At 60.2% G+C, this 24,678-nt stretch carries 20 protein-coding genes; 6 read left to right on the top strand and 14 right to left on the bottom strand.

Annotation, left to right across the window (positions count from 1 at the left end):
* Window positions 1-20: 20 nt before the first annotated feature.
* The gene (locus C2U40_RS09940; RefSeq protein WP_045526601.1) at window positions 21-665 is read left to right on the top strand and encodes an MBL fold metallo-hydrolase; all 645 of its coding nucleotides are present in this window, start codon (window positions 21-23) and stop codon (window positions 663-665) included.
* Here C2U40_RS09940 and C2U40_RS09935 read toward each other — a convergent pair.
* The 7 genes from C2U40_RS09935 to C2U40_RS09905 all read right to left on the bottom strand — a co-directional run bounded on the left by C2U40_RS09935 (window position 655) and on the right by C2U40_RS09905 (window position 12,067).
* Window positions 655-1,656 (bottom strand): response regulator, encoded by a 1,002-nt coding sequence (locus C2U40_RS09935; protein ID WP_103828052.1) that lies wholly within the window; start codon window positions 1,654-1,656, stop codon window positions 655-657. The two genes, C2U40_RS09940 and C2U40_RS09935, sit on opposite strands and share 11 nt — an antisense overlap.
* Window positions 1,653-4,823, bottom strand: a complete 3,171-nt coding sequence (locus C2U40_RS09930; RefSeq protein ID WP_181014828.1) for a hybrid sensor histidine kinase/response regulator — start codon at window positions 4,821-4,823, stop codon at window positions 1,653-1,655. Before C2U40_RS09930 ends, C2U40_RS09935 begins: the two co-directional genes overlap by 4 nt.
* A gap of 205 nt (window positions 4,824-5,028) precedes the next feature.
* Window positions 5,029-5,316, bottom strand: coding sequence for a 50S ribosomal protein L25 (rplY, locus tag C2U40_RS09925; RefSeq protein WP_024945378.1), 288 nt, complete (start codon window positions 5,314-5,316; stop codon window positions 5,029-5,031).
* 106 nt (window positions 5,317-5,422) lie between these two features.
* Window positions 5,423-6,298, bottom strand: a complete 876-nt coding sequence (locus tag C2U40_RS09920) for a hypothetical protein (RefSeq protein WP_103828050.1) — start codon at window positions 6,296-6,298, stop codon at window positions 5,423-5,425.
* Between the two features lie 66 nt (window positions 6,299-6,364).
* Window positions 6,365-10,264: an ATP-dependent RNA helicase HrpA gene (hrpA, locus tag C2U40_RS09915; RefSeq protein ID WP_103828049.1), complete on the bottom strand. Its 3,900-nt coding sequence runs from the start codon at window positions 10,262-10,264 to the stop codon at window positions 6,365-6,367.
* Between the two features lie 225 nt (window positions 10,265-10,489).
* Window positions 10,490-10,912 carry a CBS domain-containing protein gene (locus C2U40_RS09910; RefSeq protein WP_103828048.1) on the bottom strand — a complete coding sequence of 141 codons (423 nt, stop codon included), beginning with the start codon at window positions 10,910-10,912 and terminating at the stop codon, window positions 10,490-10,492.
* Window positions 10,913-10,996: 84 nt separating this feature from the next.
* Complete coding sequence (locus tag C2U40_RS09905) at window positions 10,997-12,067, bottom strand: helix-turn-helix transcriptional regulator (RefSeq protein ID WP_103828047.1); 1,071 nt, start codon at window positions 12,065-12,067, stop codon at window positions 10,997-10,999.
* A gap of 367 nt (window positions 12,068-12,434) precedes the next feature.
* On the opposite strand from C2U40_RS09905, the gene C2U40_RS26035 reads away from it, so the two are divergent.
* A complete protein-coding gene (locus C2U40_RS26035; protein ID WP_158656437.1) occupies window positions 12,435-12,575 on the top strand; it encodes a hypothetical protein in 141 nt (46 codons plus the stop codon).
* 36 nt (window positions 12,576-12,611) lie between these two features.
* Here C2U40_RS26035 and C2U40_RS26030 read toward each other — a convergent pair whose 3' ends face one another.
* A complete protein-coding gene (locus tag C2U40_RS26030; RefSeq protein WP_158656436.1) occupies window positions 12,612-12,779 on the bottom strand; it encodes a hypothetical protein in 168 nt (55 codons plus the stop codon).
* 323 nt (window positions 12,780-13,102) lie between these two features.
* Here C2U40_RS26030 and C2U40_RS09900 point away from each other — a divergent pair, with 323 nt between their 5' ends.
* A complete protein-coding gene (locus tag C2U40_RS09900; RefSeq protein ID WP_103828046.1) occupies window positions 13,103-14,791 on the top strand; it encodes an ArnT family glycosyltransferase in 1,689 nt (562 codons plus the stop codon).
* A gap of 185 nt (window positions 14,792-14,976) precedes the next feature.
* On the opposite strand, the gene C2U40_RS09895 is transcribed toward C2U40_RS09900, so the two are convergent.
* The 4 genes from C2U40_RS09895 to C2U40_RS09880 all read right to left on the bottom strand — a co-directional run bounded on the left by C2U40_RS09895 (window position 14,977) and on the right by C2U40_RS09880 (window position 19,121).
* Entirely contained in the window at window positions 14,977-15,306 is a 330-nt protein-coding gene (locus C2U40_RS09895) for a YbaB/EbfC family nucleoid-associated protein (protein ID WP_011706069.1), read from the bottom strand.
* 115 nt (window positions 15,307-15,421) lie between these two features.
* Window positions 15,422-17,884 carry a DNA polymerase III subunit gamma/tau gene (gene dnaX, locus C2U40_RS09890; RefSeq protein ID WP_103828045.1) on the bottom strand — a complete coding sequence of 821 codons (2,463 nt, stop codon included), beginning with the start codon at window positions 17,882-17,884 and terminating at the stop codon, window positions 15,422-15,424.
* Window positions 17,885-18,066: 182 nt separating this feature from the next.
* On the bottom strand, window positions 18,067-18,612 hold the full coding sequence (gene apt, locus C2U40_RS09885) for an adenine phosphoribosyltransferase (protein WP_016350746.1): 546 nt from the start codon (window positions 18,610-18,612) through the stop codon (window positions 18,067-18,069).
* Between the two features lie 131 nt (window positions 18,613-18,743).
* A complete protein-coding gene (locus tag C2U40_RS09880; protein WP_011706066.1) occupies window positions 18,744-19,121 on the bottom strand; it encodes a YbaN family protein in 378 nt (125 codons plus the stop codon).
* A 219-nt stretch (window positions 19,122-19,340) separates the two neighbouring features.
* On the opposite strand from C2U40_RS09880, the gene dusC reads away from it, so the two are divergent.
* The 3 genes from dusC to C2U40_RS09865 all read left to right on the top strand — a co-directional run bounded on the left by dusC (window position 19,341) and on the right by C2U40_RS09865 (window position 21,604).
* Entirely contained in the window at window positions 19,341-20,285 is a 945-nt protein-coding gene (dusC, locus tag C2U40_RS09875) for a tRNA dihydrouridine(16) synthase DusC (protein ID WP_103828044.1), read from the top strand.
* 97 nt (window positions 20,286-20,382) lie between these two features.
* Complete coding sequence (locus C2U40_RS09870; protein ID WP_011706064.1) at window positions 20,383-20,751, top strand: TraR/DksA family transcriptional regulator; 369 nt, start codon at window positions 20,383-20,385, stop codon at window positions 20,749-20,751.
* Window positions 20,752-20,845: 94 nt separating this feature from the next.
* Window positions 20,846-21,604: a substrate-binding periplasmic protein gene (locus C2U40_RS09865; protein WP_103828043.1), complete on the top strand. Its 759-nt coding sequence runs from the start codon at window positions 20,846-20,848 to the stop codon at window positions 21,602-21,604.
* Between the two features lie 44 nt (window positions 21,605-21,648).
* Here the strand turns inward: C2U40_RS09865 and rnd are convergent, their stop codons facing one another.
* Both rnd and fadD read right to left on the bottom strand, forming a co-directional pair.
* On the bottom strand, window positions 21,649-22,761 hold the full coding sequence (gene rnd, locus C2U40_RS09860) for a ribonuclease D (RefSeq protein WP_181014827.1): 1,113 nt from the start codon (window positions 22,759-22,761) through the stop codon (window positions 21,649-21,651).
* A gap of 96 nt (window positions 22,762-22,857) precedes the next feature.
* The gene (gene fadD, locus C2U40_RS09855) at window positions 22,858-24,534 is read right to left on the bottom strand and encodes a long-chain-fatty-acid--CoA ligase FadD (protein WP_011706061.1); all 1,677 of its coding nucleotides are present in this window, start codon (window positions 24,532-24,534) and stop codon (window positions 22,858-22,860) included.
* Window positions 24,535-24,678: the final 144 nt, after the last annotated feature.

Raw genomic sequence — 24,678 nt, 5'->3', positions numbered from 1 at the left:
GCCCATCAAGAGGACCCCATATGTTGAAATTCGAGGTGATCCCGGTCACCCAGTTTGCCCAGAACTGCTCCCTTGTCTGGTGTGACGAGACCCATCAGGCCGCCCTCATCGATCCGGGCGGCGAAGCGGACAAGCTGCTGGCCGCCATCGCCAAACGCGGGCTGACCCTGACCCATATCCTGCTGACTCACGGTCATCTGGATCACGTGGGTGCCGCTGCCGAGTTGCGGGAGAAAACCGGGGTGGCCATCACCGGCCCCCACAAAGAGGATGCGTTCTGGCTCGACATGCTGCCCCAGCAGAGCCAGATGTTCGGCTTCGCCCATACCCCCGCGTTCACGCCGGATCACTGGCTTGAGCAAGGTGACAAGGTAAAGGTGGGTCAATGCGAGCTGGAGGTGTACTTTTGCCCAGGCCACACCCCGGGTCATGTGGTGCTGCTCTCTCAAACCGAGCGGCTTGCCTGGGTGGGTGACGTGCTGTTTGCCGGCAGCATAGGTCGGACTGACTTTCCCCGTGGCGATCACGGGACGCTCATCAAGTCGATCACCGAGACCCTGCTGCCCCTTGGCGATGACATCGTCTTCATCCCCGGCCACGGTCCCAGCTCGACGTTCGGCCGCGAGCAGGCAAGCAATCCCTACCTGACCCAACCTATCTGGTGATCCCCCGCTCCTCGCGGTTGTCCCACTGGGCCTTGAGGCGCAAGATCTCCGGCATGATCTCGAGAAAACAGGCGAGCAGCCGGGGATCAAAGTGCTGGCCAGCACCGTCACGCATCGTCGCCAGCACCTGCTCCAGAGGCCAAGGCTCCTTGTAAGGGCGACGCACGCTCAAGGCGTCAAATACATCGGCGATGGCCACGATCCGCGACGCCTCTGGGATCCCTTCGCCGGTTTCTCCTGCAGGATAACCCGAGCCATCCCACTTCTCGTGGTGATGCAGGGCAATCTCCGCCGCCATCCGGAAGATGAGCCCGTCTGAGCGCTTCAAGATTTCGTAACCGATGCGCGGATGGGTGCGCATGATGGCCCACTCCTCTTCGGTGAGAGGGCCGGGCTTCTTGAGGATATGATCGGGGATCCCAATCTTGCCCATGTCGTGCATGGGGGCCGCCAGCTCCAGCAACTCGGACTGATCCGCACTCCAGCCTGCCGCGTCGGCCAAGGCTCGAGCATAGGCGGCCATGCGCCAGATATGTACCCCGGTGTCGGTGTCGTTGTAGTGACCCGCCTCGCTCAGCATCACGATGGCGGTGCGGTAGCTGCGCTCGAGCTGATCGAGGCGCACCAGCGAGAGGTGAGTGCGCACCCGGGCGCGTACTGTGCTTGGGCAGACTGGCTTGTAAATGTAATCCACCCCGCCCGCCTCGAACCCCTGGCTCTCGCTGTCCGGGTTATCACTCGCCGTGATGAACAGCACCGGGATCCCGGCATGGGCCGGATCGGCCTTGAGCCTGCGGCACACCTCGTAGCCGTCCATGTCAGGCATGCGCACGTCAAGCAGGATCAGGGCCGGTTCGTGGCGCGCCACGGCGGCTAGCCCCTCCTCACCGCACTTGGCAAAAAAGAGGCTGTACTCCTCCTTGAGGATTTGCCGCAACAGCCCGAGGTTGCTCGGCTCGTCGTCGATGATCAACACGCGCGGTCGATTCATGATCCAGGTGCCTCCCGCTCTTCCAGATACCCCTCCAGCTTGCAGGTCGCGAGCTGGATATCGAACAGCTCCAGGGCCGCACTGATCTCGCTCACCAGCTCAGCAGGCAAGTAACTCTTGGCCTGTCCCAGCGCCGGTTCAATCAGTTCCAGGTCCTCGCTCACAAGGGCCTCACGCAGGGCGTGCAGGCACACCTCCTGCGCTTCACCCTGCGCCAACGGGGAGCTGACGGCCCCCGGCTCGCGTCCGGCATAGAGGTCGATGGCCTGCTGCGCCCGTTCCAGAGCCTCAAGGAAGGGAGCCATCAGCTGACTGGTGTCCCCACCCTGTTCGATGGCCTCATTCAGTTCTGCACTGATGCGCGCCACATCGGTGAGCGACAGGCTGCCCGCCACACCCTTGAGCTTGTGTGTCAGGCTCGCGGCCGCATCAGTCTCGTGCTGGGCGATGTAGTCCGGCAGCACGGTGCCGACCGTCATGTAGTCATCGCGAAAACGCCGCAGGTATTTGAGATAGACGGAGGCCTCGCCCCAGTTGCGAAGCCCGGTATCGATATCAATGCCGGCCACCGGCTCCACGGCAGGTGGCGCGTCGTTGATCGTGAGCGGCACCACACTGTCGGGCAGGTAACGTAGCAGGGTCGCGATGAGCTGCTCCACGTCGAGCGGCTTGGCGATGAAATCGTTCATGCCAGAGGCCAGCGCCGCCTCGCGTTGATCCTTGAACACCCCGGCGGTGAGTGCCAGCACGGGCGTCTCCTTGTGTCCCGGCAGCTGGCGCAGGCGACGGGTCGCCTCGTAGCCATCCATCACCGGCATCTGCACATCCATAAGCACCAGATCGATACGCTGCGCCGGGTCGGCAAGACAGGCCAGGGCCCGCTCCCCGTCGATGGCGGTGATCACCTCGGCCCCCTCCCGCTGCAGCAGGCGGGTTGCCACCTCCAGGTTGATGTCGCTGTCATCGACCAGCAGTATGTGAACGCCAGGCAGGCGCAGACGACGCTGACCGCTCTCCAGCAGATCCACGTGCTCGCGCTTCTCATGGATGAGGCGTGCCACCGCGTTGTAGAGGCTGGAGCCGGTGACCGGCTTGTGCAGCACCAGATCCACCTGCTCCGAGCCGGGGCGGCGCATCAACTCTTCCTGGGAATAGGCCGTTGCCATGATGATGATGGGCGAGCGATCCTGCTGCTCGAAGGCTTGGCGAATGGCCACGCAGGTCTCTAGCCCGTCCATGCCCGGCATGATCCAGTCAAGCAGGATCACGTCGAAACGCTCCCCCTGCCGCAGCAGATGGTGCAAGGCCTGTTCGCCCGACTCCACCACCCGTGACTGCCAGCCGAGGGAGCCCACCGTCATCGACAGGGTGTCGCGGGTCACCTGGTTGTCGTCGGCGATAAGCAGCGAGACGTGCTGCAACCGCTCGTGGAAAGCCTCGGGCCGCTCTACCTGCTCCAACCGGACACGGAACCAGAACTCGCTCCCCTTGCCCAGTTCGCTGGTGACGCCGATGTCGCCCCCCATCAGGTTCACCAGACGGCGACTGATGGTCAGGCCGAGCCCGGTTCCCCCAAAACGGCGGCTGGTAGAGGAGTCGGCCTGGGAGAAGGCATTGAAGATGTTGGCCTGCTGCTCGGGCGGAATGCCGATCCCGGTATCACGCACCCGAAACAGCAAGGTGGCCATGCCGTCTTGCTCGGCTTCCAGCTCAACCTTGACTTCCACCTCCCCGCGCTCGGTGAACTTGATGGCGTTGCCGGTCAAGTTGAGCAATACCTGCTCGAGGCGCAGGGCGTCACCAACCAGGTGGGCGGCCTGTTCGGGGGCGCTGCTCACCACCAGCTCGAGGTGCTTGTTGCCAACGCAGGTGGACATGATGGCCGCCACATGATCGAGCACCTCTTCCAGGCTGAATGGCACCTGCTCGAGCTCGAGCCGGCCCGATTCAATCTTGGAAAAATCGAGGATGTCATTGATGATCCCGAGCAGAGCCTGCCCGGCCTGATGGATCTTGCGCACCAGGGCGCGCTGGCCATCGTCAAGCCCCCCCTGTTCGAGCAGGTAGGCCAGCCCCATGATGGCGTTCATGGGGGTACGGATCTCGTGGCTCATGTTGGCGATGAAATCCCCTTTGACCCGCGCCAGTCTGGCTGCCTCCTGCTGCGCCAGCTGCTCCCGATGCCGGCTGAGCACCAACGAGGCCACTGCGGCACCGAACAGCAACAGCAAGATGGCGCAAGTGGCCGAGATGCTCCCCCAGATGTGAGTGCGAATGGCCAGCAGCTCGCTGCGTGGCACCATAGAGGCAGCCTTCCAGGCCAGCTGATCGTGATTCAGTGCCGGGTACAGCGTGGTCCAGCTCCACAGACCGTCGGCGAGTTCAACCTGGCCGCTCGAAGCCCCCAAGAATGCCTGCCAGGCCTGGGGAGAATACTGCTTCAAGGTGAGGTCCGGACGCTCGAGCATGAAGCCCCACTCTTGTGCCGGATCCGGGCTGCGCAGCCAATAGCCATCCTGATTGAGCAGCATGGTGTGATCGGCGGCCCTGCCACTGCTGTTGGCGAATACCTTGAGCATACGGCCGGCCTGCACGTTGATGAGCAACAAGCCCAGATCGCGATCTCCCAGGCGCAGGCGCTTGGCAATACGGATCATGGGATTGAAGGGGCGATCGATCACCCCCTGCTCGACGTTGAGATCGAGCGGCGAGACGTAGATCCGCTCCCAGGGCAGCGCCATGGCATCGCGGAAATAGTAGCGATCCTTTTTGTTTTGCAGCTGGTCATCAGGCACACGCTGCAGATGCTGGCCCTGACGATTGAAGCGCACCAACTCCATGCCATCCGGCGCCAGCCAGCGTACCTGGGCATAGTCAGGATTGCGGTTCATCAGCACGGTAAACTGGGCGGCAATGTTGTCACGCTCGTTGCGACCCGCCGCCTCGAGCAGGATGGGTTCTTCAGACATGCTGCGCACATGGCGCAGCGGCACCGCCAGTTCGTCATCGAGACGACCGCTGGCAAGCGACAGGAAGGTGCTCTCATCGCTACGTACACGGTAGAGCTCACGCTCGATCAGTGCGTCACCCAGCAGATACCCACCCACCAAAACCAGTACCAGAATGGGTGTGAACAGCAGGAAATATCCCCGTATGATTCCCTTCATCACGGTCAACATTACCCCGTATTTGGACTTGTTCGAATACTTTGTAGATGCCAGAGCATCACAGTTGGTGTGTTGCTGTCAATCATGCCTACAAGTAAAGACTAACAGTACTATTTGAGTATTTTATTTTTATCGGGGAAAAATGCTGTAAAAACAAAGAGGCCACCCGTTTGGGTGGCCTCTTTACTGGAACGTTCGCTGTCGATTAAACGCGAACGAAGTCCAGGTGAACCAGCTTGTAACGTACCGGGTGACGCTGGATAGCCTTCACTTTCACGTTAACTTCTTCGCCGTTGATAACCAGAGTCAGTACAGACTCGTAGAATTCCGGCTTTTCTTGGGCCAGGATGAATTTCTTGTGGTCAACGGTGATGGACTGGGCTTCTTTGCCTGCACCGTAAACGATGGCAGGAACTTGGTCAGCATGACGCAGGCGGCGGCTCGCACCTTTCCCCAGGTCAGAACGGACTTCAGCTTGGAATACGAAAGACATAATGTTTATCTCATATAGATGAATGTATGGTGTTGACTGCGACCGGTCAGCACCTCGCAAAACGAGGGCGCATACTATCACGGGCCCCGAACAGTGACAAGAGACCTTAACGCCCCTGCTCCAACCGGGCAAAGCGCTGTTGCCGCTGGGCCGGGCTCAGGGCATCGAAGCGGGCCAGGGTCTGCGGCGCCGGACAATACAGGGTGTCTCCGGCCTTGACCCGAATGCCGTTGCCCATCAGCGCCCGATTGTCATCGACGATGGCCAGTAGATAGCTGTAGGTATCCCCTGCCGCCCCCGTCACGGTACCGCTCTGGGCCAGCATGGCGGCGATACGCCAGAGCGTCTCCCCCGCCGCAACCTGATGACATACCCGTTTGCCACCCGCCGCTGGTGCCGCCAGCGTGAGGGTACTGCCGGTCGGCTCGCTCGCCAGTGACACCAGCGCGGGATCCTGCGCCTCACCAGCTTGAGCAAGCAGTATCGCAGGCGCTTGCCAGTCCTCTGCTCGCAGATTGAGACTAGCCAACAGGGGCTCGGCATCCTCTGTACTATTGCTACGGGGCTGACCTGGTCGCTGCGGCGCGGCAAACTCGGCCATGAAGGGAACACCGAGGGTGGCAACCTCTTGCTGCTGATGATGCTGATGATGCTGATAAGAGGGGATAGCAACGGGGGCCAGACCGTAGGCCGCCTCGTCAATGCGCCTTAACCTGGCCAGATAGGCCTTGGAGAGCTCGGCCTCCCCTTCGAACAGATCGAACGGTGGCACCAGCCTGGCCGGAAACAGAACCTGCCAACGCCCCTTCTTCTTCTTGAGTTCCAGGGGGGGAAATTGATTGCCCCGCCAGGCCACGAACATGGCGGGCGGGGTGCGTTGCAGCGGGTAGTATTCCGGGTTCAGTTGCACCCAGGTTTGCTCGGCAATGGGTTGATAGCCACTGATGTTGACCATCGCCATCCCTAACCAGATTCCAAGCATCCTTGCTCCTCCGTCAGCGTCCAACCGGCCGGCAACACGGCACCGGCCCCTCTCCTTTACAGCAGATTAGCACTGAGCGATAGTGTTCAGCACCCGTTTATCGGAGACCGGATAGGGGGTGCCCAGATTCTGGGCAAAAAACGATACCCGCAACTCCTCGATCATCCAGCGAATATTGGCCACCTCGGTGGGAATAAGCTGGGATTTGGGGATTTTGGCGAGCAGCGTCTTGTACTCTGACTCCACGCTGTGCACCTTGAGCATGTAGACCCGATCCCGGTTGGGATCGATGGCGAGCTTCTCCAGGCGCCGCTCGATGGCCCGCAGGTAGCGCAGCAAGTCAGGCAGCCGCTGCCAACCGGTCTCGGTGACAAAGCCCTTGTGGATGAGGTTGCCAAGCTGCTGCTGGATATCGGACATGGCAAAGGCGGTGTCGAGCTGCATCTTGCCCTTGAGCCGTTTCTTGATCTCGTGGGACAGGGTCAGCACGGCTTCCACCTGCTTGGCCACCTCCACCACCGCATCGTTGAGCTCGGCGCGGACATACTCCTTGAGCGCCTCGAAACCGGCCTCGTCCCAGGCCATCCCACCGTGCTGCTCAATCAGCTTGTCGCAGCCGCAGGCGATGCAGTCGTCAATCAGCTCGGCCACCTTGCCAAACGGGTTGAAATAGAGCCCCAGCTTGGCCTTGTTGGGCAGCTTCTCCTGCAGATACTTGATGGGCGACGGCACGTTGAGCAGTACCAGCCGGCGCTGACCAGCCCACATCAGCTGCTGCTGCACCACCGGGCTCTCAACCAGCTGGATGGCGACCGAATCCTTCTGATCCACCAACGCCGGATAGGCTTTCACCTCAAACCCGCCCCGCTTCTGACTGTACTCTTGCGGCAGCTCGCCAAAGCTCCACAGGGTGAGGCCGGACTGCTCGATATCATCGTCCGCCACTTGTGACAGGGTCTCCTGCACCTTGCCGCGCAGCGACTCTTTCAATGCCTCCAGATCTTTGCCTTCCGCCACCTTCTTGTGTTTGTCGTCCACCACCCGGAAGGTGAGTTTCAGGTGATCGGGCACCGCAGCCCAGTCCCAGGATTCACGGGGCACGGTCACACCCGTCATACGGCGCAGCTGGCGTTCCATCTCGTCCAGCAACGGCCCCTGCTCGGGGTTGATACTGGCGAGCAGTGCATCGGCATAGTTGGGCGCCGGCACAAAGTTCTTGCGCATCGGCTTTGGCATCGACTTGATGAGAGCCACCAACAGCTCGTGACGCAGCCCCGGGATCAGCCACTCGAACCCCTTCACCTCCACCTGGTTCAGGAGCGGCAGCGGAATATGCAGGGTCACGCCATCCGCCGCCTCCCCCGGCTCAAACTGATAGGTCAGCTTGAGCTTGAGGCGCCCCTGCTGCCAGAAGTTGGGGTAGTCGAGATCGCTGATGTGGGCCGCATCCCCCTTCATCAACATCTCTTTCTCGAAGTTGAGCAGCTCGGCTTCCTGCTTTTGCGCCTCTTTCCACCACTTGTCGAAATGGCGGCTTGATATCACCTCCTCCGGCAAACGGGCATCGTAGAAGCGGAACAAGTCCTCATCATCCACCAGGATGTCGCGCCGACGGGATTTGTGCTCCAGCGCCTCCACCTCGGCCAGCAGCTTGCGGTTATCGCTGAAGAAACGGTGGCGGGTCTCGAAATCCCCCTCCACCAGGGCGCGGCGGATAAACAGCTCGCGACACAGCGCCGGATCGATACGGCTGAAGTTGATGGTGCGCTCATTGACCAGGGTCAGGCCATAGAGGGTCACCTTCTCCTTGGCCATCACGGCGCCATTTTTCTTCGACCAGTGGGGGTCGCTGTGGTGCAGCTTGATGAGGTGCCCTGCCAGTGGCTCCACCCACTCGGGTTCAATCTTGGCGTTGATGCGAGCGTAGAGGCGCGAAGTTTCCACCAGCTCGGCGGCCATCACCCACTTGGGCGGCTTCTTGAACAGACCCGAGGCCGGGAACAGGTGGAAGCGACCGTTGCGGGCGCCAAGGAATTCGGGCTTTTCCAGATCCTTGTTGCCGATGTGGCTCAAGAGGCCGGTCAGCAGGGCGCAGTGCACCGTCTTGAAGTCCGCCGGTTCATGGTTGGCTTTAAAACCAAGCTCTTTGACCGTCTGGCGCAGCTGAAAGTGAATGTCCTGCCACTCCCGTACCCGCAGGTAGGAGAGAAACTCCTTCTGGCACATGCGGCGGAACGGATTGCTGCCAAGGGCATCTTGCTGCTCTTTCAGATAGTTCCAGAGGTTAACGAAAGCGAGGAAGTCGGAATCCTTGTCCTCAAAGCGTCTGTGCTGCTCATCGGCGGCCTGCTTCTTCTCCATGGGCCGCTCGCGAGGATCCTGAATACTGAGGCCCGCAGTGATCACCATCACTTCGCTCAGGCAGCCGGTTTGCGCCGCCGTGATCACCATCTTGGCAAGCCGTGGATCAAGGGGGATGCGCGAGAGCTGGCGACCGGTCTCGGTCAGCTGCAGTTTCGCTTCGCGATCGCCCGTGGCGGGCAGCTCGCGCACCGCCTCCAGCTCTTTCAAGAGGGTCAGGCCATCCTTGATATGGCGCGACTCCGGCGGCTCGACGAAGGGGAAGGCCTCCATGTTGCCAAGGCCGAGCGCCAGCATCTGCAGGATGACGGAGGCCAGGTTGGTGCGCAGGATCTCGGGATCGGTAAAGGCCGGACGGCCGTTGAAATCCTCCTCGGAGTAGAGACGGATACAGATACCGTCCGCCACCCGGCCGCAACGCCCCTTACGCTGGTTGGCGCTGGCCTGGGAGACCGGCTCGATGGGCAGGCGCTGCACCTTGGTGCGCCAGGAGTAGCGACTGATGCGGGCGGTGCCCGGATCGATGACGTAACGAATGCCCGGCACCGTCAGCGAGGTCTCCGCCACGTTGGTGGCGAGCACGATGCGCCGTCCGGCGTGTTGCTGGAACACTTTGTTCTGCTCGGCGTTGGAGAGGCGGGCGTAGAGCGGCAGCACCTCGGTATCGCGCAGGTTGAGCTTGCGCAAGGCATCGGCGGTATCGCGGATCTCCCGCTCGCCATTCATGAAGATGAGGATGTCCCCTAGCCCTTCGCGGGCCAGCTCTTCCACCGCATCGAAGATCCCCTGCAGCTCGTCGCGCTCTTCCAGCCCTTCACTTTTATCACTGGTGAGCGGACGGTAGCGCACCTCCACCGGGTAGGTGCGACCTGACACTTCGATCACCGGCGCCTTGTTGAAATGGCGGGAGAAGCGCTGCGGGTCGATAGTGGCCGAGGTAATGATCACCTTGAGATCGGGGCGCCTTGGCAACAGCTGCTTGAGATAGCCCAGAATGAAGTCGATGTTGAGGCTGCGCTCGTGGGCCTCATCAATGATGATGGTGTCGTACTGAGTCAGCATCCGGTCGTTCTGGATCTCCGCCAGCAGGATACCGTCGGTCATCAGCTTGATGTGGGTCTGCTCGCTAACCTGATCGGTAAAGCGCACCTTGTAACCCACGTAGTGGCCGAGCTCGGACTCCATCTCTTCGGCAATACGGGCCGCCACGGTGCGGGCTGCCAGACGGCGCGGCTGGGTGTGGCCGATAAAGCCCTTCACTCCGCGCCCCAGCGCCAGACAAATCTTGGGGATCTGGGTGGTTTTGCCCGAGCCGGTTTCACCGGCGATGATCACCACCTGATGCTCACTGATCGCCTTGGCGATCTCCGCCTGCTTCTGGCTGACCGGCAGGTTGTCCGGATAGGTCACCTTGGGTACGCCCGCCAAACGGGATTGGTAGCGCGCCTGTGCCGCATCCAGATCGGCAGCGATGGTCTCGAGTACGGCGGCCTGTTTGCCCTCGGGCAGCTTCTTGGCCCCGTGCAGACGGCTGGAGAGACGGCGGGCGTCGAGATTCATGCAGGCAGGGAGACGGCGGCGCAGCGCCTCGATAGAGAGAGACAAGGTACGAATTCCTTAAAAGAGTGCCCGGCAAGAGGGCCATATCGATAGCTTCGAGCGATCCTAAAGAGCGAGGCCGGAGGGTGCAAGCCTTAAAGCGGCCGCAAGGGTGATGAAAGAGACGTTATCCGGGTAGCCAGTTCTTCATGATGGACTCACCATCACCATAAGAAAGAGCAGGCCAGATGCCTGCTCTTTGGATGACAACAGTGCCTCCATCAGCTGGGTTCAGGCCCGCGCCTTGCGCACGAAGCAGGCTCCCAGCTGGGCGTGGATGGCCTGCATCACGTCGTGTCGGCTGATGACCCCGAGCAGATGCCCCTCCTCCACCACCGGATAAATCTTGGGTTTTTGCCCCATCATCATCTCGGCCAGCTCCAGGATGCTGGTATCAGGGCCGACGGCCAGCACCTCCTTGCGCATCACGTCCCGTACCTGGGCCACCTGTTCGCAGTGATAGGCCTCTTTCAATATGACGGCGATGCAGTCCTGCTCGGAGACCCAACCAATCAGATGACCCCGCCCATCCACCACGGGGCCACCAAGCTGGTGGCTGTTGAGAAATTTTTCCACCGCCGCCTGCACCATCATCTCCGCGCTGAAGGTGATGGGCCGAGTCTGCATGTAATCCTTTGCCTTGAGTGATTCCATCGTGCATTCCCCCAACCAGCCTCCCGGCCGGGAGGCGCGAGCCGGGCACTATGTCCGGCTCACTCCAAGCATAGCTTGCATGGATCAGGAGATGGATTGCAGCAACAGCAAGAGCTCGTTCTGGCTGTGGCAGTCGGTCTTCTTGAAGACCCCTTTCAGGGTCGAGCGCACGGTTTCCACCTTGACGCCGCGCAGCTCGGCGATGTCGTTGCTGCTGTAGCCCTTGCTCATCAGCACCAGCAACTCTTTCTCACCGATGGTGAGCGGATAGAGACTGGCCAGCGCTTCGATGTCGGGGTTGAAAGAGTGTTCGGGATCCCGCAGCACCACTTCCACATACCGCTCGAAGCGGTTGAGACCACTCATCAGGGTGCACTGGATCAGCAACGGCCGCAGATTGGGCTGACGGGGAATGGACATATAAGCGCTGGCACCCGGCAGCAGATAAGCGAAGCCATTCAATATCTCTTTGAACTGGCGTTGCTGCTCCTTATTTTGCAGCGAGAAAATACCATTGCCTGCCCGCAACTCCACGTTCTCGTCGGCAATACGATTGAAGGCCACGTTGGAATAATGAATATGCCCTTTGTCATCCACGATGGCGCTGGGTTTATTGTGGTTTTTTACCAGCTGTTGCAGCTGATAGTTCTGGGTTTCCAGGGCCAGCAGGTTCCAATAATGTTGGCTCCAGGCCGCGAGGCCAGAATAAACTTCGCCAAGGGAAGATATTTCCTGGGCGCTGAAATCATCCTGGGTGGCCGCCCGGTAGGTACACAGGCTGCTAAGTCCCCGCCCCTTCACCCGGCAGACACCACCGGCCGCGAACTGGGCGCCGAAGCTGGCCAGCAGACCCACCGAGTTGGACAGCGTGTTGGCGCTGACGATCCCCTGGCAGCCCTTGTCCAGATAGTGATTGAACCACACATCCTGGCGATGGTGCTGGACGTAGAACTGCTGCTGGGCCTCGGTCAAGCCGCTCGCGAAGAGCTTGATGCCGTCGCTCTTGTCATCATCGCGCAACAAGAACAGCGACGAGCTGCCCGACACGTCGGAGCGGAACTGATCCACCACCAACTTAATGTCAGAATCATTAATACCGCACTCATATAACTGGCTTATATAGGGCGATACCCTTTCTTTTACTAATGCCTTCACACCCGAACTCCTAATTCTTATTTTTATTGAAGTGGCATCTTACTCTGCAATGAGAAACGCGAAAAGTAGTCAAATGAACAAAGGTTTTATAACTGATCCATAAATAGTAATGATGAAACGACATAAGCGGCTTCGAAAACGAAAATCTTAAATCCAAGTTAATGTTTTATATGATTTTTGTCGCTGATGTTCGGTTTGTCTGCAACAAGGCAACAGGACCGTCTGACGGTCGATTGTACGCAAAATCACTTCCTTCACACCATTTGTTGCGACAAGTTGCACTGCAGCGGCAAAATCATCCCGCCAGCCGGGTCGCAGGCTTAGTTATTCTGGGCCTGCCGCCGGCACGACGCACTCCGCCATTCGAATGCATTGGCTGCAACCTATCCGGATAGCTGAGGGCAACCAGCAAGGTTCTCTCGGCAACTCGAAACGCTTCATCTCGACCTTCGTCGCCGGCATTCTCCTCATCGTCTCGGTCAACGTGGATCCGCTGGCGGAGATCTGACTGCAACATGAGCACACCCAAAGGGAGGCTATCACCTCACTTGCTGTTGACGTCTCCAGAAGACCCCAACACAATACCGTCTGCTCTGCCTACCTTCGCCATTCCCTCGATACCAGGTGCACCTTCCATCAGGAAGTCGCGCATATCGAGATCCAGAAGACCGGTATGCAAAAATAAAAGCATAACAACGACCAGCAGTTTCAATATATGGTCAGCATATTTATTAAGAGTTCGCCAAGCACTTCAGTGATGACTAAATAAGAAGTGTAAATGAAGCCACCGAGGTATTTATTGGCGAATGGTGAAACAAGACAAAGTCTCTCACCACAATAAAGGTGAACCTCTTAAGTAATATTTGGTAACAACTTGTTCATTAGCATCCATCAGAATATGTGATACTAGATTGAACATCGATATTTTAGTGTGATGAGCCTTTATCAATATGGATATTACCATGACCCATTTTCAGACCACGGATGTCAGTCCGTTCGTTATCAAAGCGCAACCTTGCCTGCCGAGAGGACCTCATGCAGCCCACTAGCACAGCTCCGAATACGCATCTGTACGGCTTATTACTGATGGTGCTGGCCATCACCCTGATGGGTCAGTTTGGGCACCAGTTGTGGACCCCCGACGAGCCTCGCGAGGCGGCCATCGCCTGGGAGATGTTCACCAGCCGTGAACTGGCCATCCCGACGCTGGGCGGCAGCAGCTTCATCGAAAAACCGCCCCTTTATTACATCCTCACCATTCCCTTTCTTGCCCTGCTGCACGACAACCTCGGCGTCACGGTGGCGCTGCGTCTGGTGGGGGCGCTGTGGGCCATGGCAACCCTGCTGTTCACCGGCCTGTTGGCCAGACGGGTACTGGGCTCCAGCGCTGCTGCCCTCTGGTCGGTGGTCGCTCTGGGCACCATGGAAGGCTTCATCATGAACAGCCACTGGATCCGGGTCGATACCAGCCTCGCCTTTTTCGTCGCCTTCACCATGTGGGCATTTGCCGAATGGTATCTGGCGGATCGCCAGCACATGCTCTGGTGTGCAGGGCTTGGGCTCTCCCTCTGCTTCCTAGTCAAGGGCCCCATCGGTCCCATCACCCTCTTCTTCGGCTGGCTGGCGCTGTTTCTGCCGGCACTCAAACGCCATCTTGCACGCCAGGAGGGAGGCCGCTTCGTGATACAGCACCTCGGCATGACCCTTCTGTTTATCACCCCTATCGCCGGCTGGCTGCTGGCCCTGTGGCAGCATCCTGAGGGGGAGTCGCTCTGGCAGCAGTGGTTCTGGCAAAATCAGGTGGGCAGGTTGACGGGCAGCTCGACCGAACTCGGTCACATCAAGCCCGGTGAATACCTCTTTTACCTTGGCGGGCTGGCCGAATACACCCTGCCCTGGCTGCCCCTGGTGCTGCTCTGGTGCTGGCAGACCCTCAGACAGAAGCAGTGGAGCGCCTCCCGCCTGTTTCTGCTGAGCTGGGCGCTGGGCACCCTGCTGCTGCTCAGCATCGCTTCCACCAAGCGGACTCTCTACCTCTTTCCACTGATGCCGGTCTTTGCCCTGATGATCGGGCAACTGAGCGTCTGCTGGCCTCGCTGGCTCAATGGTTATGGCCGTGGCTGGACCTTGTTCATGTTCCTGTTTGCACTGGTGCTGCTGACGGCCCCCTTTTATCTGCCGCTGTTGCCGCTGGAAATACCCGACAAGGTGCTCAGGGTCATCAGTACGCTGGGTTGGCGGCATGTATTTGCGGCCATATTGCTTATATTCGCAGTAGAACAGTTGTGGCGCTGGCGTGAAATACACGGCGCGACCTTGCTGGCCAGCGCTGCCGGTATTATGTTCATGCTGACATTTATTCTGGCCTACCCCGCCATTGATGCCGCCAAGAATATGAAAGATGACACCCAATACTTCTTGTTTAAAATACCGATAGCACAACGCGCCAATATTGCCGGCTGGCAATTTGGTGAAACCGAACGCGGATTATTCTCGGTATATGGCAACTGGCAAATAACCAATGTCGACAAGACCCGACTCAATGCTATTTTGACCTGCCAGGACCCCCTCTATACCAGCCTGCTCATCAACCAGGATGATCCGCAGTTTCAACTGGCCGAGTTGCTGGCAGGGCTGCCTTACCGGCTACTGGCGACAGGCCACCCCAGGGTAGACAAGGATGTCCGAGCCATCTATTGGGTGAAGGGACGCTGCCTTTCTTGATGGCCCCCCAGCATGACTTGGGTAGCACTTCGCAGTTGTGAGCCAGCAGACAGCCAAACACGAGTGGCTGTCGCCTTGCAAACCGGATAAAAAAACACCGCGGATACATCTCTGTATCCGCGGTGTCATCTGGTCACGCTATCGTACGCAAGAAACGCGGTACGGCGCGCCCTGCCAGGCCGAGCTTAGAACGGCATCTTGAAGCCGGGGGGCAGTTGCATGCCGCCGGTCAGTTCGCCCATCTTGCTCTTGTTCTGCTCTTCCACGCGACGCACGGCATCGTTGACGGCAGCGGCCACCAGATCTTCCAGCATCTCTTTGTCATCTTCCATCAGGCTCGGGTCGATCTCGATGCGGCGTACACTGTGGCTGCCGGCCATGGTGACCTTGACCATGCCAGCGCCGGCTTCACCGACCACTTCCATCTGGGCAAGCTGCTCTTGCATCTTCTGCATACGCTCTTGCATCTGTTGGGCCTGTTTCATCAGGTTCCCCATTCCACCTTTACCAAACATATGTCGTCTCTCGTCTTGAAATCCGGCATCCAGCGCCGGGCCGTGGGTTTACCCGTCCTAAATGGGGACAGCCAAACCATTTTTCAACCGGGCACCAGGCCCGGCATGATGTTTGTCAGCGACTCAGCGGCTCTATGCTGTCGTGGTGAAGCACGGCGCCAAATCGCTGCTGCAAAAATTGCACGTTGGGATCCTGCTCCAGATCCCGGGTGACCTGCTCACGCACCCCGAGATAGAGGCGATGTTCTATCTCCAGCGGCGTCTCCTGCTCGGGCACACTGCCCAGCGTGACCTCCACCTGCACCGGTTGCCCCAGCTCGGGGCCGATGATCTCGGCCAGATCGGCGCGCGCCCTGTCGCTGATCAGATGGCGCTGCTCCGGTTTGAGGGTCAACAGTACCTTGTCCCCCTGCTGGCTCATGACCGAGTTGATGGCCAGCTGACGCAGCCGACCACCGACACCGGTGCGAGCAATCAGCTCGGCCCAGGGATCGCCACAGCTGCTTAGCAGGGAAGACGGGATCAATCTGGCCGCCACGTCTCCCGCTTGCGGCTGGTTGTCACCCTCCAGCTCGTCCCAGTCGATGGTTTCCATCACCGAGACGGCAGGCACCGGCTCGCTGACAACGACCTCGCGAGGGGCCGTCACGGGAGCCGCAACAGGCGCAGCGCTAACCTGCCGAGGTGCACTACCGTCCAGATCCCAGGGCGGCAGATCGTCTGCCTGAGGACGTGCCATGGCCGCAGGGACAGGCGCTGGCGACAAAGCCTCGGCAGCCAGCTCCGGCAGAGGGGCGCTGGCAAACGCATCGCTGAAACCTTGGCTCAAATACTCTTCGTAGTCGCTGCCGCTCTCTTCATAGGCATCGAGCGGCGGCAAGTCGTCATACCCCGTCTGCGGGGCTGGCCGGGCAGACGCCTGCCCTTGCCGCCCATCAACCCGCACCGGTTGCGGCTCGAAAGTCGGGGCTGGCGTGGCGACGGCTGGCTGTATCACCGTTGCCGGTTTGGCGGCAACCACCGGTTTGGCAGGAGCGGTGCGCACAACGCTGGTCACCGCCGACGGTTCGCTGCGCAGGCGGCTGCGCAGCAGATTGCGCTTGCCAAGCAGGCTTTGCATGCTGGAGACCGTCGTGGGGACAGCCTCTGCGTCGGCCACCACCTCGGCCTGCGGGATTGATTCGGACTCGGGCTCGGCCATGACAGGCACTGAGGAGGGAGCCACAGACGGCTCTGCCGGCAGGTCGCCGGACGCGGCCGGCAACGTCGCAGCCTCGTAACCCATCTGCTCGGCCTCGCGCAGCAACTCATCCTGCTCGGCAAACAGCGGACCCAGCTCGGCGCCATTATCCTGTCTATCCGGCGCTTGCTCGACAGCAGCTGGCTCAGCCCCCTGGGGCTTTCCCGGCGCCGCTGCGCCACTTCTCGCCTCTGTCGCCAACCCTCCCATGGCGGGGGACAGCGCCGTCAGGCTGGCAGGGTGCAGTACTTCACGCCGGGGCGAGAAGGCCAGCATCCGCAGGCAGGTCATCTCCAGCGCGGTACGGCCATCGGGGGCCCAGGGCAAGTCTTTACGGCCGCCCAGCACTATTTGATAGCAGAGCTGTACCTCTTCCGGGCTCATGGCCTGGGCCAGTTGCAGCAGGGCATCGGCGTCCGCCCCCTGCTCCTGCACGGTGGCAGGCAGCAGCTGCGCCATGGCGATGCGATGGAGCAAGCCTTCCAGCTCGGCGTGCAGCTGATCAAAGTCGGGGCCCAGGGTGGCGATTTCGGTGATCTTGGCCATGGTGGCCGGCGCATCATGGCGCAGCACCGCCTCCAGCAGCTGGTGCAGATGGCGATGATCGAGCGTGCCCAGCATGGCCAGTACGCTGTCGAGGCGCACGCTGCCATTGCCGTGGGCCAGCGCCTGATCGGTCAGGCTCAGGGCATCGCGCATGCTGCCGTCGGCCGCCTTGGCCAGCGCCAGCAGGGCACGCGGTTCAAAGGGTTGTCCCTCCTGATCCAGCACCCATTCGAGCTGCTTGGCGATCTGGGTCTGATCCAGACTCTTCAGATGAAACTGCAGGCAGCGCGAGAGGATGGTGATCGGCAGCTTCTGCGGATCCGTGGTTGCCAGCAGGAACTTCACATAGGGGGGCGGCTCTTCCAGGGTTTTCAGCAGGGCGTTGAAGCTGTGGCGCGACAACATGTGCACTTCATCGATGAGATAGACCTTGAAGCGGCCACGGGCCGGCCGGTACTGCACGTTGTCGAGCAGCTCGCGGGTATCTTCCACCTTGGTGCGCGACGCCGCATCGATCTCCAGCAGGTCGACGAAGTTGCCCTGATCGATCTCGCGGCAGGTGTCACACACCCCGCACGGGTGGCTGCTGATCCCCTGCTCGCAGTTGAGGCTCTTGGCCAGGATGCGGGCGATGGTGGTCTTGCCGACCCCGCGGGTGCCGCTCAGCAGATAGGCATGATGCAGCCGTCCCTGATCCAGGGCGTTGGTCAAGGCGGTCAGCACATGATGCTGGCCTACCACTTGTTCAAACGTATGGGGGCGCCACTTACGCGCCAGAACCTGATAGCTCATAGATCTCGATGCAGGGATGACAAGGCATTGAGGCTGGATGCTAACACAAATGCGGGGCGGGCTGTATCGGCTATCGGCCAGGGCGGGAGGGATCGCTTGAATTTCAAACCGATGCCCGTACGGGCACCGGTCTGGACGCAGGCAAGGCTGACGAGACCTGCCAGCTTGGTCAGACTGAAGGCTTATTCGCCCGGCAGTTCAACCAGAGAAACCACCTTGACGCCGGCGGCAGTCAGGCGGGCATCACCACCGAGGGACGGCAGGGAGATGATGAAGGCGGCATCAACCACTTCACCGCCGGCGCGGCGAATGAGCTTGACGGTGGCATCGACGGTGCCGCCGGTGGCCAGCAGATCGTCCACGACCAGCACCTTGTCACCGGGCACGATGGCGTCGGTGTGCAGTTGCAGGGTGTCGGTACCGTATTCGAGGGCGTAGGACTCTTCGATGACGGCGCGGGGCAGTTTGCCCGGCTTGCGAACCGGCACGAAGCCCAGACCCATGGCGTAGGCAACCGGCGCGCCGAAGATGAAGCCGCGCGCTTCGGTACCGACAATCTTGGTGATCCCTTGATCACGATAGTGATTGGCCAGCAGATCAATGGTGGCCTTGAAGGCGTCGGCATTCTCGATCAGGCTGGTGATGTCGCGAAACAGGATGCCCGGCTTCGGATAGTCGGGAATGGTCTTGATGCTCGCTTCGATAAATTTCAGGGTTTCCGGATTCATGGTTTGACCGTTTGTTTTTCGACGCAGATGGTCGTTTCTCTCAGCTTCCCGCCAGCGGGAAATAAAAAGGCCCGTCACGCAAAAATGACAGGCCGACTCCATAGCATTATTGCCGCAATAGCTTAGGGACTTCACTTCTCCATTGCAACTGGCTCCAGCACCGGCAGACGCATTAACCAGGTGAGCAGGATCACCATTATGGCAATGAGCAACAGCCTGACCCACAGCAAGGGGACCACCGCCAGCGACACCGAGAAGGAGAGCAGAATGAAGAGGATGGCGCGCCGCCGCGCATGGCGGCGAATGCCGCGATACTGCTGCCAGTCGGCAATGGGCGGCCCGAACCAGGGGTGCGCCAGCAGCCAGCGGTGAAAACGGGGTGACGAGCGGGCAAACAGGGCCGCCGCCAGCAGCATGAAGGGCGTGGTCGGCAGCAGGGGCAGCACGATGCCTATGATGCCGGTCACGAATGCCAGCCAGCCCAACCCCATCAAACACCAACGTTTCATCGTAGCCCCTCTTACCATGCCCTTGCGTCATCCTAACAGGAACCGCCCCCATGTTGACAACGATTCCCATTATCATGGCAACTAATGCCCTGGATTGCGGGGCTTGCGCACCAGTCATGGCCTGAACCTGCCCATTCCCGTGGCGTGACGGCTGACAACCTGCCCCGTTACCACTACAATCTGCGCTCTTTTTTCTCTGTTTGCCCTTCGGAACCGGTTATGCGCGTTATTTTGGCCCCCATGCAGGGGGTGCTGGATCACTTGATGCGGGAGGTGCTCACCTCCGTCAACGATTACGACCTCTGCGTCAGCGAATTCATCCGGGTGGTCGATCAGCTGCTGCCGGCCAAGGTGTTCCATCGCCTCTGCCCCGAGCTCAAACAGGACGGCAAGACCCGGGCCGGCACCCCGGTGCGGGTACAACTGCTGGGCCAGCACCCCGAATGGCTGGCCGAAAACGCGCTGCGAGCCATCGAACTCGGCTCCCCTGGCGTCGATCTCAACTTCGGCTGCCCTGCCCCCACGGTCAACAAGAGCAAGGGGGGCGCCGTGCTGCTCAAAGAGCCCGACACCATCTATCGCATCGTCAAGGCGGTGCGCGAAGCAGTGCCTGCCCATCTGCCGGTGAGTGCCAAGATCCGCCTCGGCTACGATGACAAGGAGCTCTATCTGGAGAATGCCCAGGCCGTTCATCAAGGCGGCGCCAACGAGCTGGCCGTGCACGCCCGCACCAAGCGCGAAGGGTACAAGGCGCCGGCCCACTGGGAGTATGTGGACGCCATTCGCCGTGCCCTGCCCATTCCCGTCACCGCCAACGGCGAGATCTGGGATCATGCGGATGCCCTCGCCTGTGCCCAAGTCTCCGGCTGCGATACCCTGATGGTGGGTCGCGGCGCCATCTCCCTGCCCAATCTGGCCAACGTGATGAAGACCGGCTGTGCCCACATGAGCTGGGCCGAGGTGCTGCAGCTGATGGTGAGCTACACCGAGCAGGACTTGGCGAGCGAGAAGGCGGACTACTACCCGAGCCGGATCAAGCAGTGGTTCAGCTATCTCAAGCGGGAGTATCCCGAGGCGGATCGGCTGTTTGGGGAAATACGGGTACTCAAGGAGACCCATCCCATCCGGGATGCCTTGCTGCTGGCGTCGAAAACTGTGATCTAACCGTCCTTTACTTGACGCATATCATCTTGATAATCCTGTCGCTTCCCTATACTGCCCCAGATTCGTAATTCGTCTGTTGGGGGCTAGTGTGTGTGAAATGACGCAAGCTCAGTTGGCCGTGTGGCGTGATCGCCTGCTGACTGACTGGGCGCAAGTAAGAGAAGAGCTGATCGGTCAGCTCAAAGCCTGTCGGCGTGACGAGTGGGCAGAAAAGGTGGATCACTGCGAGCGGGATCAACTGGTTGATCTGACCAGCCGTCTCGACCTGCCCAAGGTGGAGCAGAGCGTGGCTCGCCTCAAGCGCATCGATGCCGCCCTCTGTCAGATGGATCTGGGCCTCTATGGCCTCTGTTCCGACTGCGAGGAGCCGCTGGCCATCGAACAGCTGGAACAGGACCCGACCCTGCAACGCTGCCCGCGCTGCGAAGCCCGCTATCGCAAGGGATTCCACGCCCACGAACTCTGAGGGATGCACGTCCGTGCATCCTCTCCTGCGGGCTGGTCAGTCCGACATTTCTATTCAATAATCAACAACAACCACGCTGAACAGGGACATCTCCGTGTACAGAGTCTTGTTGTTATGGTGTTTGTGCTGCTCCGCCTGGGCGCAAGAGTCGCTGCTGGTGGGCTGGTCAAGCTGGCACCCGTTCAGCTTTCGCGACGAACAGCAGCAACTGCAGGGGCTGGATATCGACCTGCTGGAAGCCATCTTCAACCGGGCTGGGTTTCACGCCAACTACAGCGAGATGCCCTGGGCCCGCGTGCTGCGCGAGCTGGAGTTCGGCACCATTCAACTGACCATGTCCGCCAACCAGACCGCCGAGCGCGACCTGTATGCCCGCTTTACCCTGCCCTATCGCAATGAAGAGACAGTGCTGCTCATCCGCCGTCAGGACAAGGGGCGCTGGCAGGAGATAACCCGGCTCTCCGACTTGCTCTCCCGGCCGGACTTCACCATCGGCCTGCTGCGTGATTTTGATTACGGCACCGATTTTCGCACCTTCATGCAGTCACCCCAGATGCAGCAGCGACTGCTGGTAAGGCTCAAAATGGAACCGCTGATCAAACTGCTGCTGGCTGGCCGGATCCAGGGGGTTGTCATGGACCCCATGGGGTTGCAGCAGCTCAATCTGGCCGGAATCCCCCTCGATCAACTGACCACCCTGCTCGACATCCAGCAGACCCCGGTCCACCTGATGTTGAGTCGTCGCACCACCACGCTGCAGCAGCTGCAACGGCTTGATGAGGCGATCCGGGCCCTGCTGCAGAGCCCGGAGTACGGGCAGATCCTGGCTCGCTACCGCTATCCGCTGCAGTAACGCCGACAAAAAAAGGGCCGATGGCCCCTTTTTTTATCTTGTGATCACTGTGCCAGCAAGTGGCCAACCAGTTCATGGCGCCAGCCCTGCAGCAGCATCGGCTTGTCGGCCCGGGTGCGCTCTTCGTCGCTCATGCGCCAGCTCCAGGTGAAGTACTGGTGAATGATCTTCTTGCTGGCAACCAGCTCAGGCGGAATGTTGCTGGCCTTGGCCTTCTCTTCCACCATCCCCTTGATGCGCTTGAGCTCGGCCTTGTACTGGGGGTAGTCCACCAGCCGACGAATGGGCTCGGGCCAGCTGTCGGGATCGCTCTGCTGGGCCGCGGCCACGATATCCAGCATCCGCTTGCCGTGGATCTTGATCTCGATGGGGGCTAGCCCCAGCTCGTTCAGATCACGCAGCGAGGTCGGTCTGCGCTCCGCCACCTTGAACAGGTGCAGCTCTTTGACCACGAAGTTGAGGGCCAGATCCCGGCGCACAGCCTCTTGCTGACGCCAGGCGGCGAGCTCACGCAGGATAGCCAGCTCGCGGCGCCCCAGTTGCCAGGCATTGACGATATCGAGATAAGCCTGGCGGGGATCACTGGTCTGGGTCTTGCGGGCGGAGTGGTTCTGGCACTCCTGCTCGAACCAGGCGAACTTGCCGCTCTCATGCAGCTTGGCCATCACCTTCTCGTAGAGCGGCAGCAGATAAAACACGTCGGCCGCTGCGTACTCGAGCTGACGGGGAGTCAGCGGGCGCGCCAGCCAGTCGGTGCGGGCCTGATCCTTTTCCAGCTCCACCGCGAGGAATTCGTTAACAAGGGCGCCAAAACCGACCGATACCCCGTAACCCAGGAAGGCGGCTGCCAGCTGGGTGTCGTGCATCTGGTTGGGCAGATGGCCCGCCTGATGCTGGATAAGCTCCAGATCTTCACCGGAGGCGTGCAAGATGGCGATCTGCCCTGTCCGGCCGAGCCGTTGCCAGAGGGAGGAGAGATCCAGCGTCAGCGGATCCAGCAGTGCCAGATGCTCACCGTCATAGATCTGGAACAGGCCCAGCTGGGGATAGTAGGTGCGGGTGCGAACGAATTCAGTATCGATGGCCAGGGGAACGTCGGCCAGGGAGGCGAGATACTGATCCAGTTCGGCTTGCTGTGAAATGAGTTGATAGTGCATCTGTGCCTGCGCGTTGATCAGGGCCAAAAGAAAAAACCGTGGGCTGACCCACGGTTTTGCATAACGACGGCAGGCTGCTTGGCAGCGCCACGCCGGTTACTGCTTGGCAATCTCCTCGTCGCGCAGCACGCGGCGCAGGATCTTGCCCACATTGGTCTTGGGAAGTTCGTCACGAAATTCTACCAGTTTCGGTACCTTATAGGCAGTCAGATGTTTGCGGCAGTGAGCAATAATCTCGTCTTCCTGCAGCTTTGCATCTTTCTTGACCACGAAGATCTTCACCAGCTCGCCGGAGACCTTGTGCGGCACGCCGACGGCGGCCACCTCTAGCACTTTCGGGTGCAGCGCCACCACGTCTTCAATTTCGTTCGGATAGACGTTGAAGCCGGAGACCAGGATCATGTCCTTCTTGCGATCGACAATCTTGAAGAAGCCCTGCTCGTCGCACACCGCGATGTCGCCGGTACAGAGCCAGCCATCCTGCATCACCTCGGCGGTGGCTTCCGGCCGCTGCCAGTAACCGCTCATCACCTGCGGGCCGCGTACCTGCATCTCGCCGGGTTTGCCAAGCTCGTGGATCACCTGACCGGCATCATCCACCAGCCGAATGTCGGTGGAGCAGACCGGCAGGCCGATGGAGCCGTTGTAGTCGAGCAGATCATAGGGGCAGACGCTCACCAGCGGCGAACACTCGGTCAGGCCGTAGCCTTCCAGCAGCGGCGTATCGGTCAGCCCTTTCCACTGTTCGGCCACCGCCCGCTGCACCGCCATGCCGCCGCCGATGGTCAGCTTCAGACGGGAGAAGTCCATCGACTGGAACTCGCCATTGTTGACCAGCGCATTGAACAGGGTGTTGACCCCGGTGATGCAGGTAAAGGGATACTTTCTGATCTCTTTGACAAAGCCCGGGATATCGCGCGGGTTGCTGATGAGCAGGTTGTAACCGCCGATGCGCATGAACAGCAGGCAGTTCACGGTCAATGCAAACACGTGGTAGAGCGGCAGCGCGGTGACCACGAACTCCTTGCCCCGTTCCAGCATGGGGCCGTATACCCCGAGGCACTGCTCGACGTTGGCGATGAGATTGCGGTGAGTCAGCATGGCCCCCTTGGAGAGGCCGGTGGTACCGCCGGTGTACTGCAGGAAGGCCAGATCGTCATTGTTGATCTCGGGCTTGATGTACTGCAGATAGCGGCCCTTGGCCAGCGCCTGGCGCATGGTGCTGGCGTGGGGCAGATTGTATTTGGGCACCAGCTTCTTGACGTATTTCACCACGAAGTTGACCAGGGTGCCCTTGGCCAGGCCCAGATTGTCGCCCATGCGGGTCAGGATCACGTGCTTGACCGGGGTGTCGTAGACCACTTTTTCCAGGGTATGGGCAAAGTTGGAGACGATGACGATGGCCTTGGCGCCGGAGTCCTTGAGCTGATGTTCCAGCTCGCGCGGGGTGTAGAGCGGGTTGACGTTGACCACTATCATGCCGGCACGCAGGATGCCGAACACCGCGATGGGGTACTGCAGCAGGTTGGGCATCATCACGGCGACCCTGTCGCCCTGACTGAGCTTGAGCTCGTTTTGCAGGTACGCGGCAAAGGCACGGGACTGCTCTTCGAGGCGACGGTAGGTAATGGTCTGCCCCATGTTGACGAAGGCAGGCTGATCGGCGAATTCGTTCACCGACTCTTCAAACATTTCGACCAGGGAGCTGTATTGGTCTGGATTGATCTCGGCGGGCACCCCTTCTGGATAACGCTTCAGCCAGACTTTTTCCACGAACTTCTCCTGCATAACTAGCACCTGTGCGCTCACTGTGTTGCCTCCGTCCCTGTTCACATCCATTTCAAGCAGTTGTTTTAAGCTCATACTCTAATGCCGCCCATATTTACATAGGGCAACATCAATTAACAGCAAATTAAC

The organism is Aeromonas sp. ASNIH4 (genome assembly GCF_002934425.1).
Classification (GTDB): domain Bacteria; phylum Pseudomonadota; class Gammaproteobacteria; order Enterobacterales; family Aeromonadaceae; genus Aeromonas; species Aeromonas hydrophila.
Note: the sequence above shows the minus strand (reverse complement) of the source record. Positions and strands in the feature narration are given on the sequence as shown.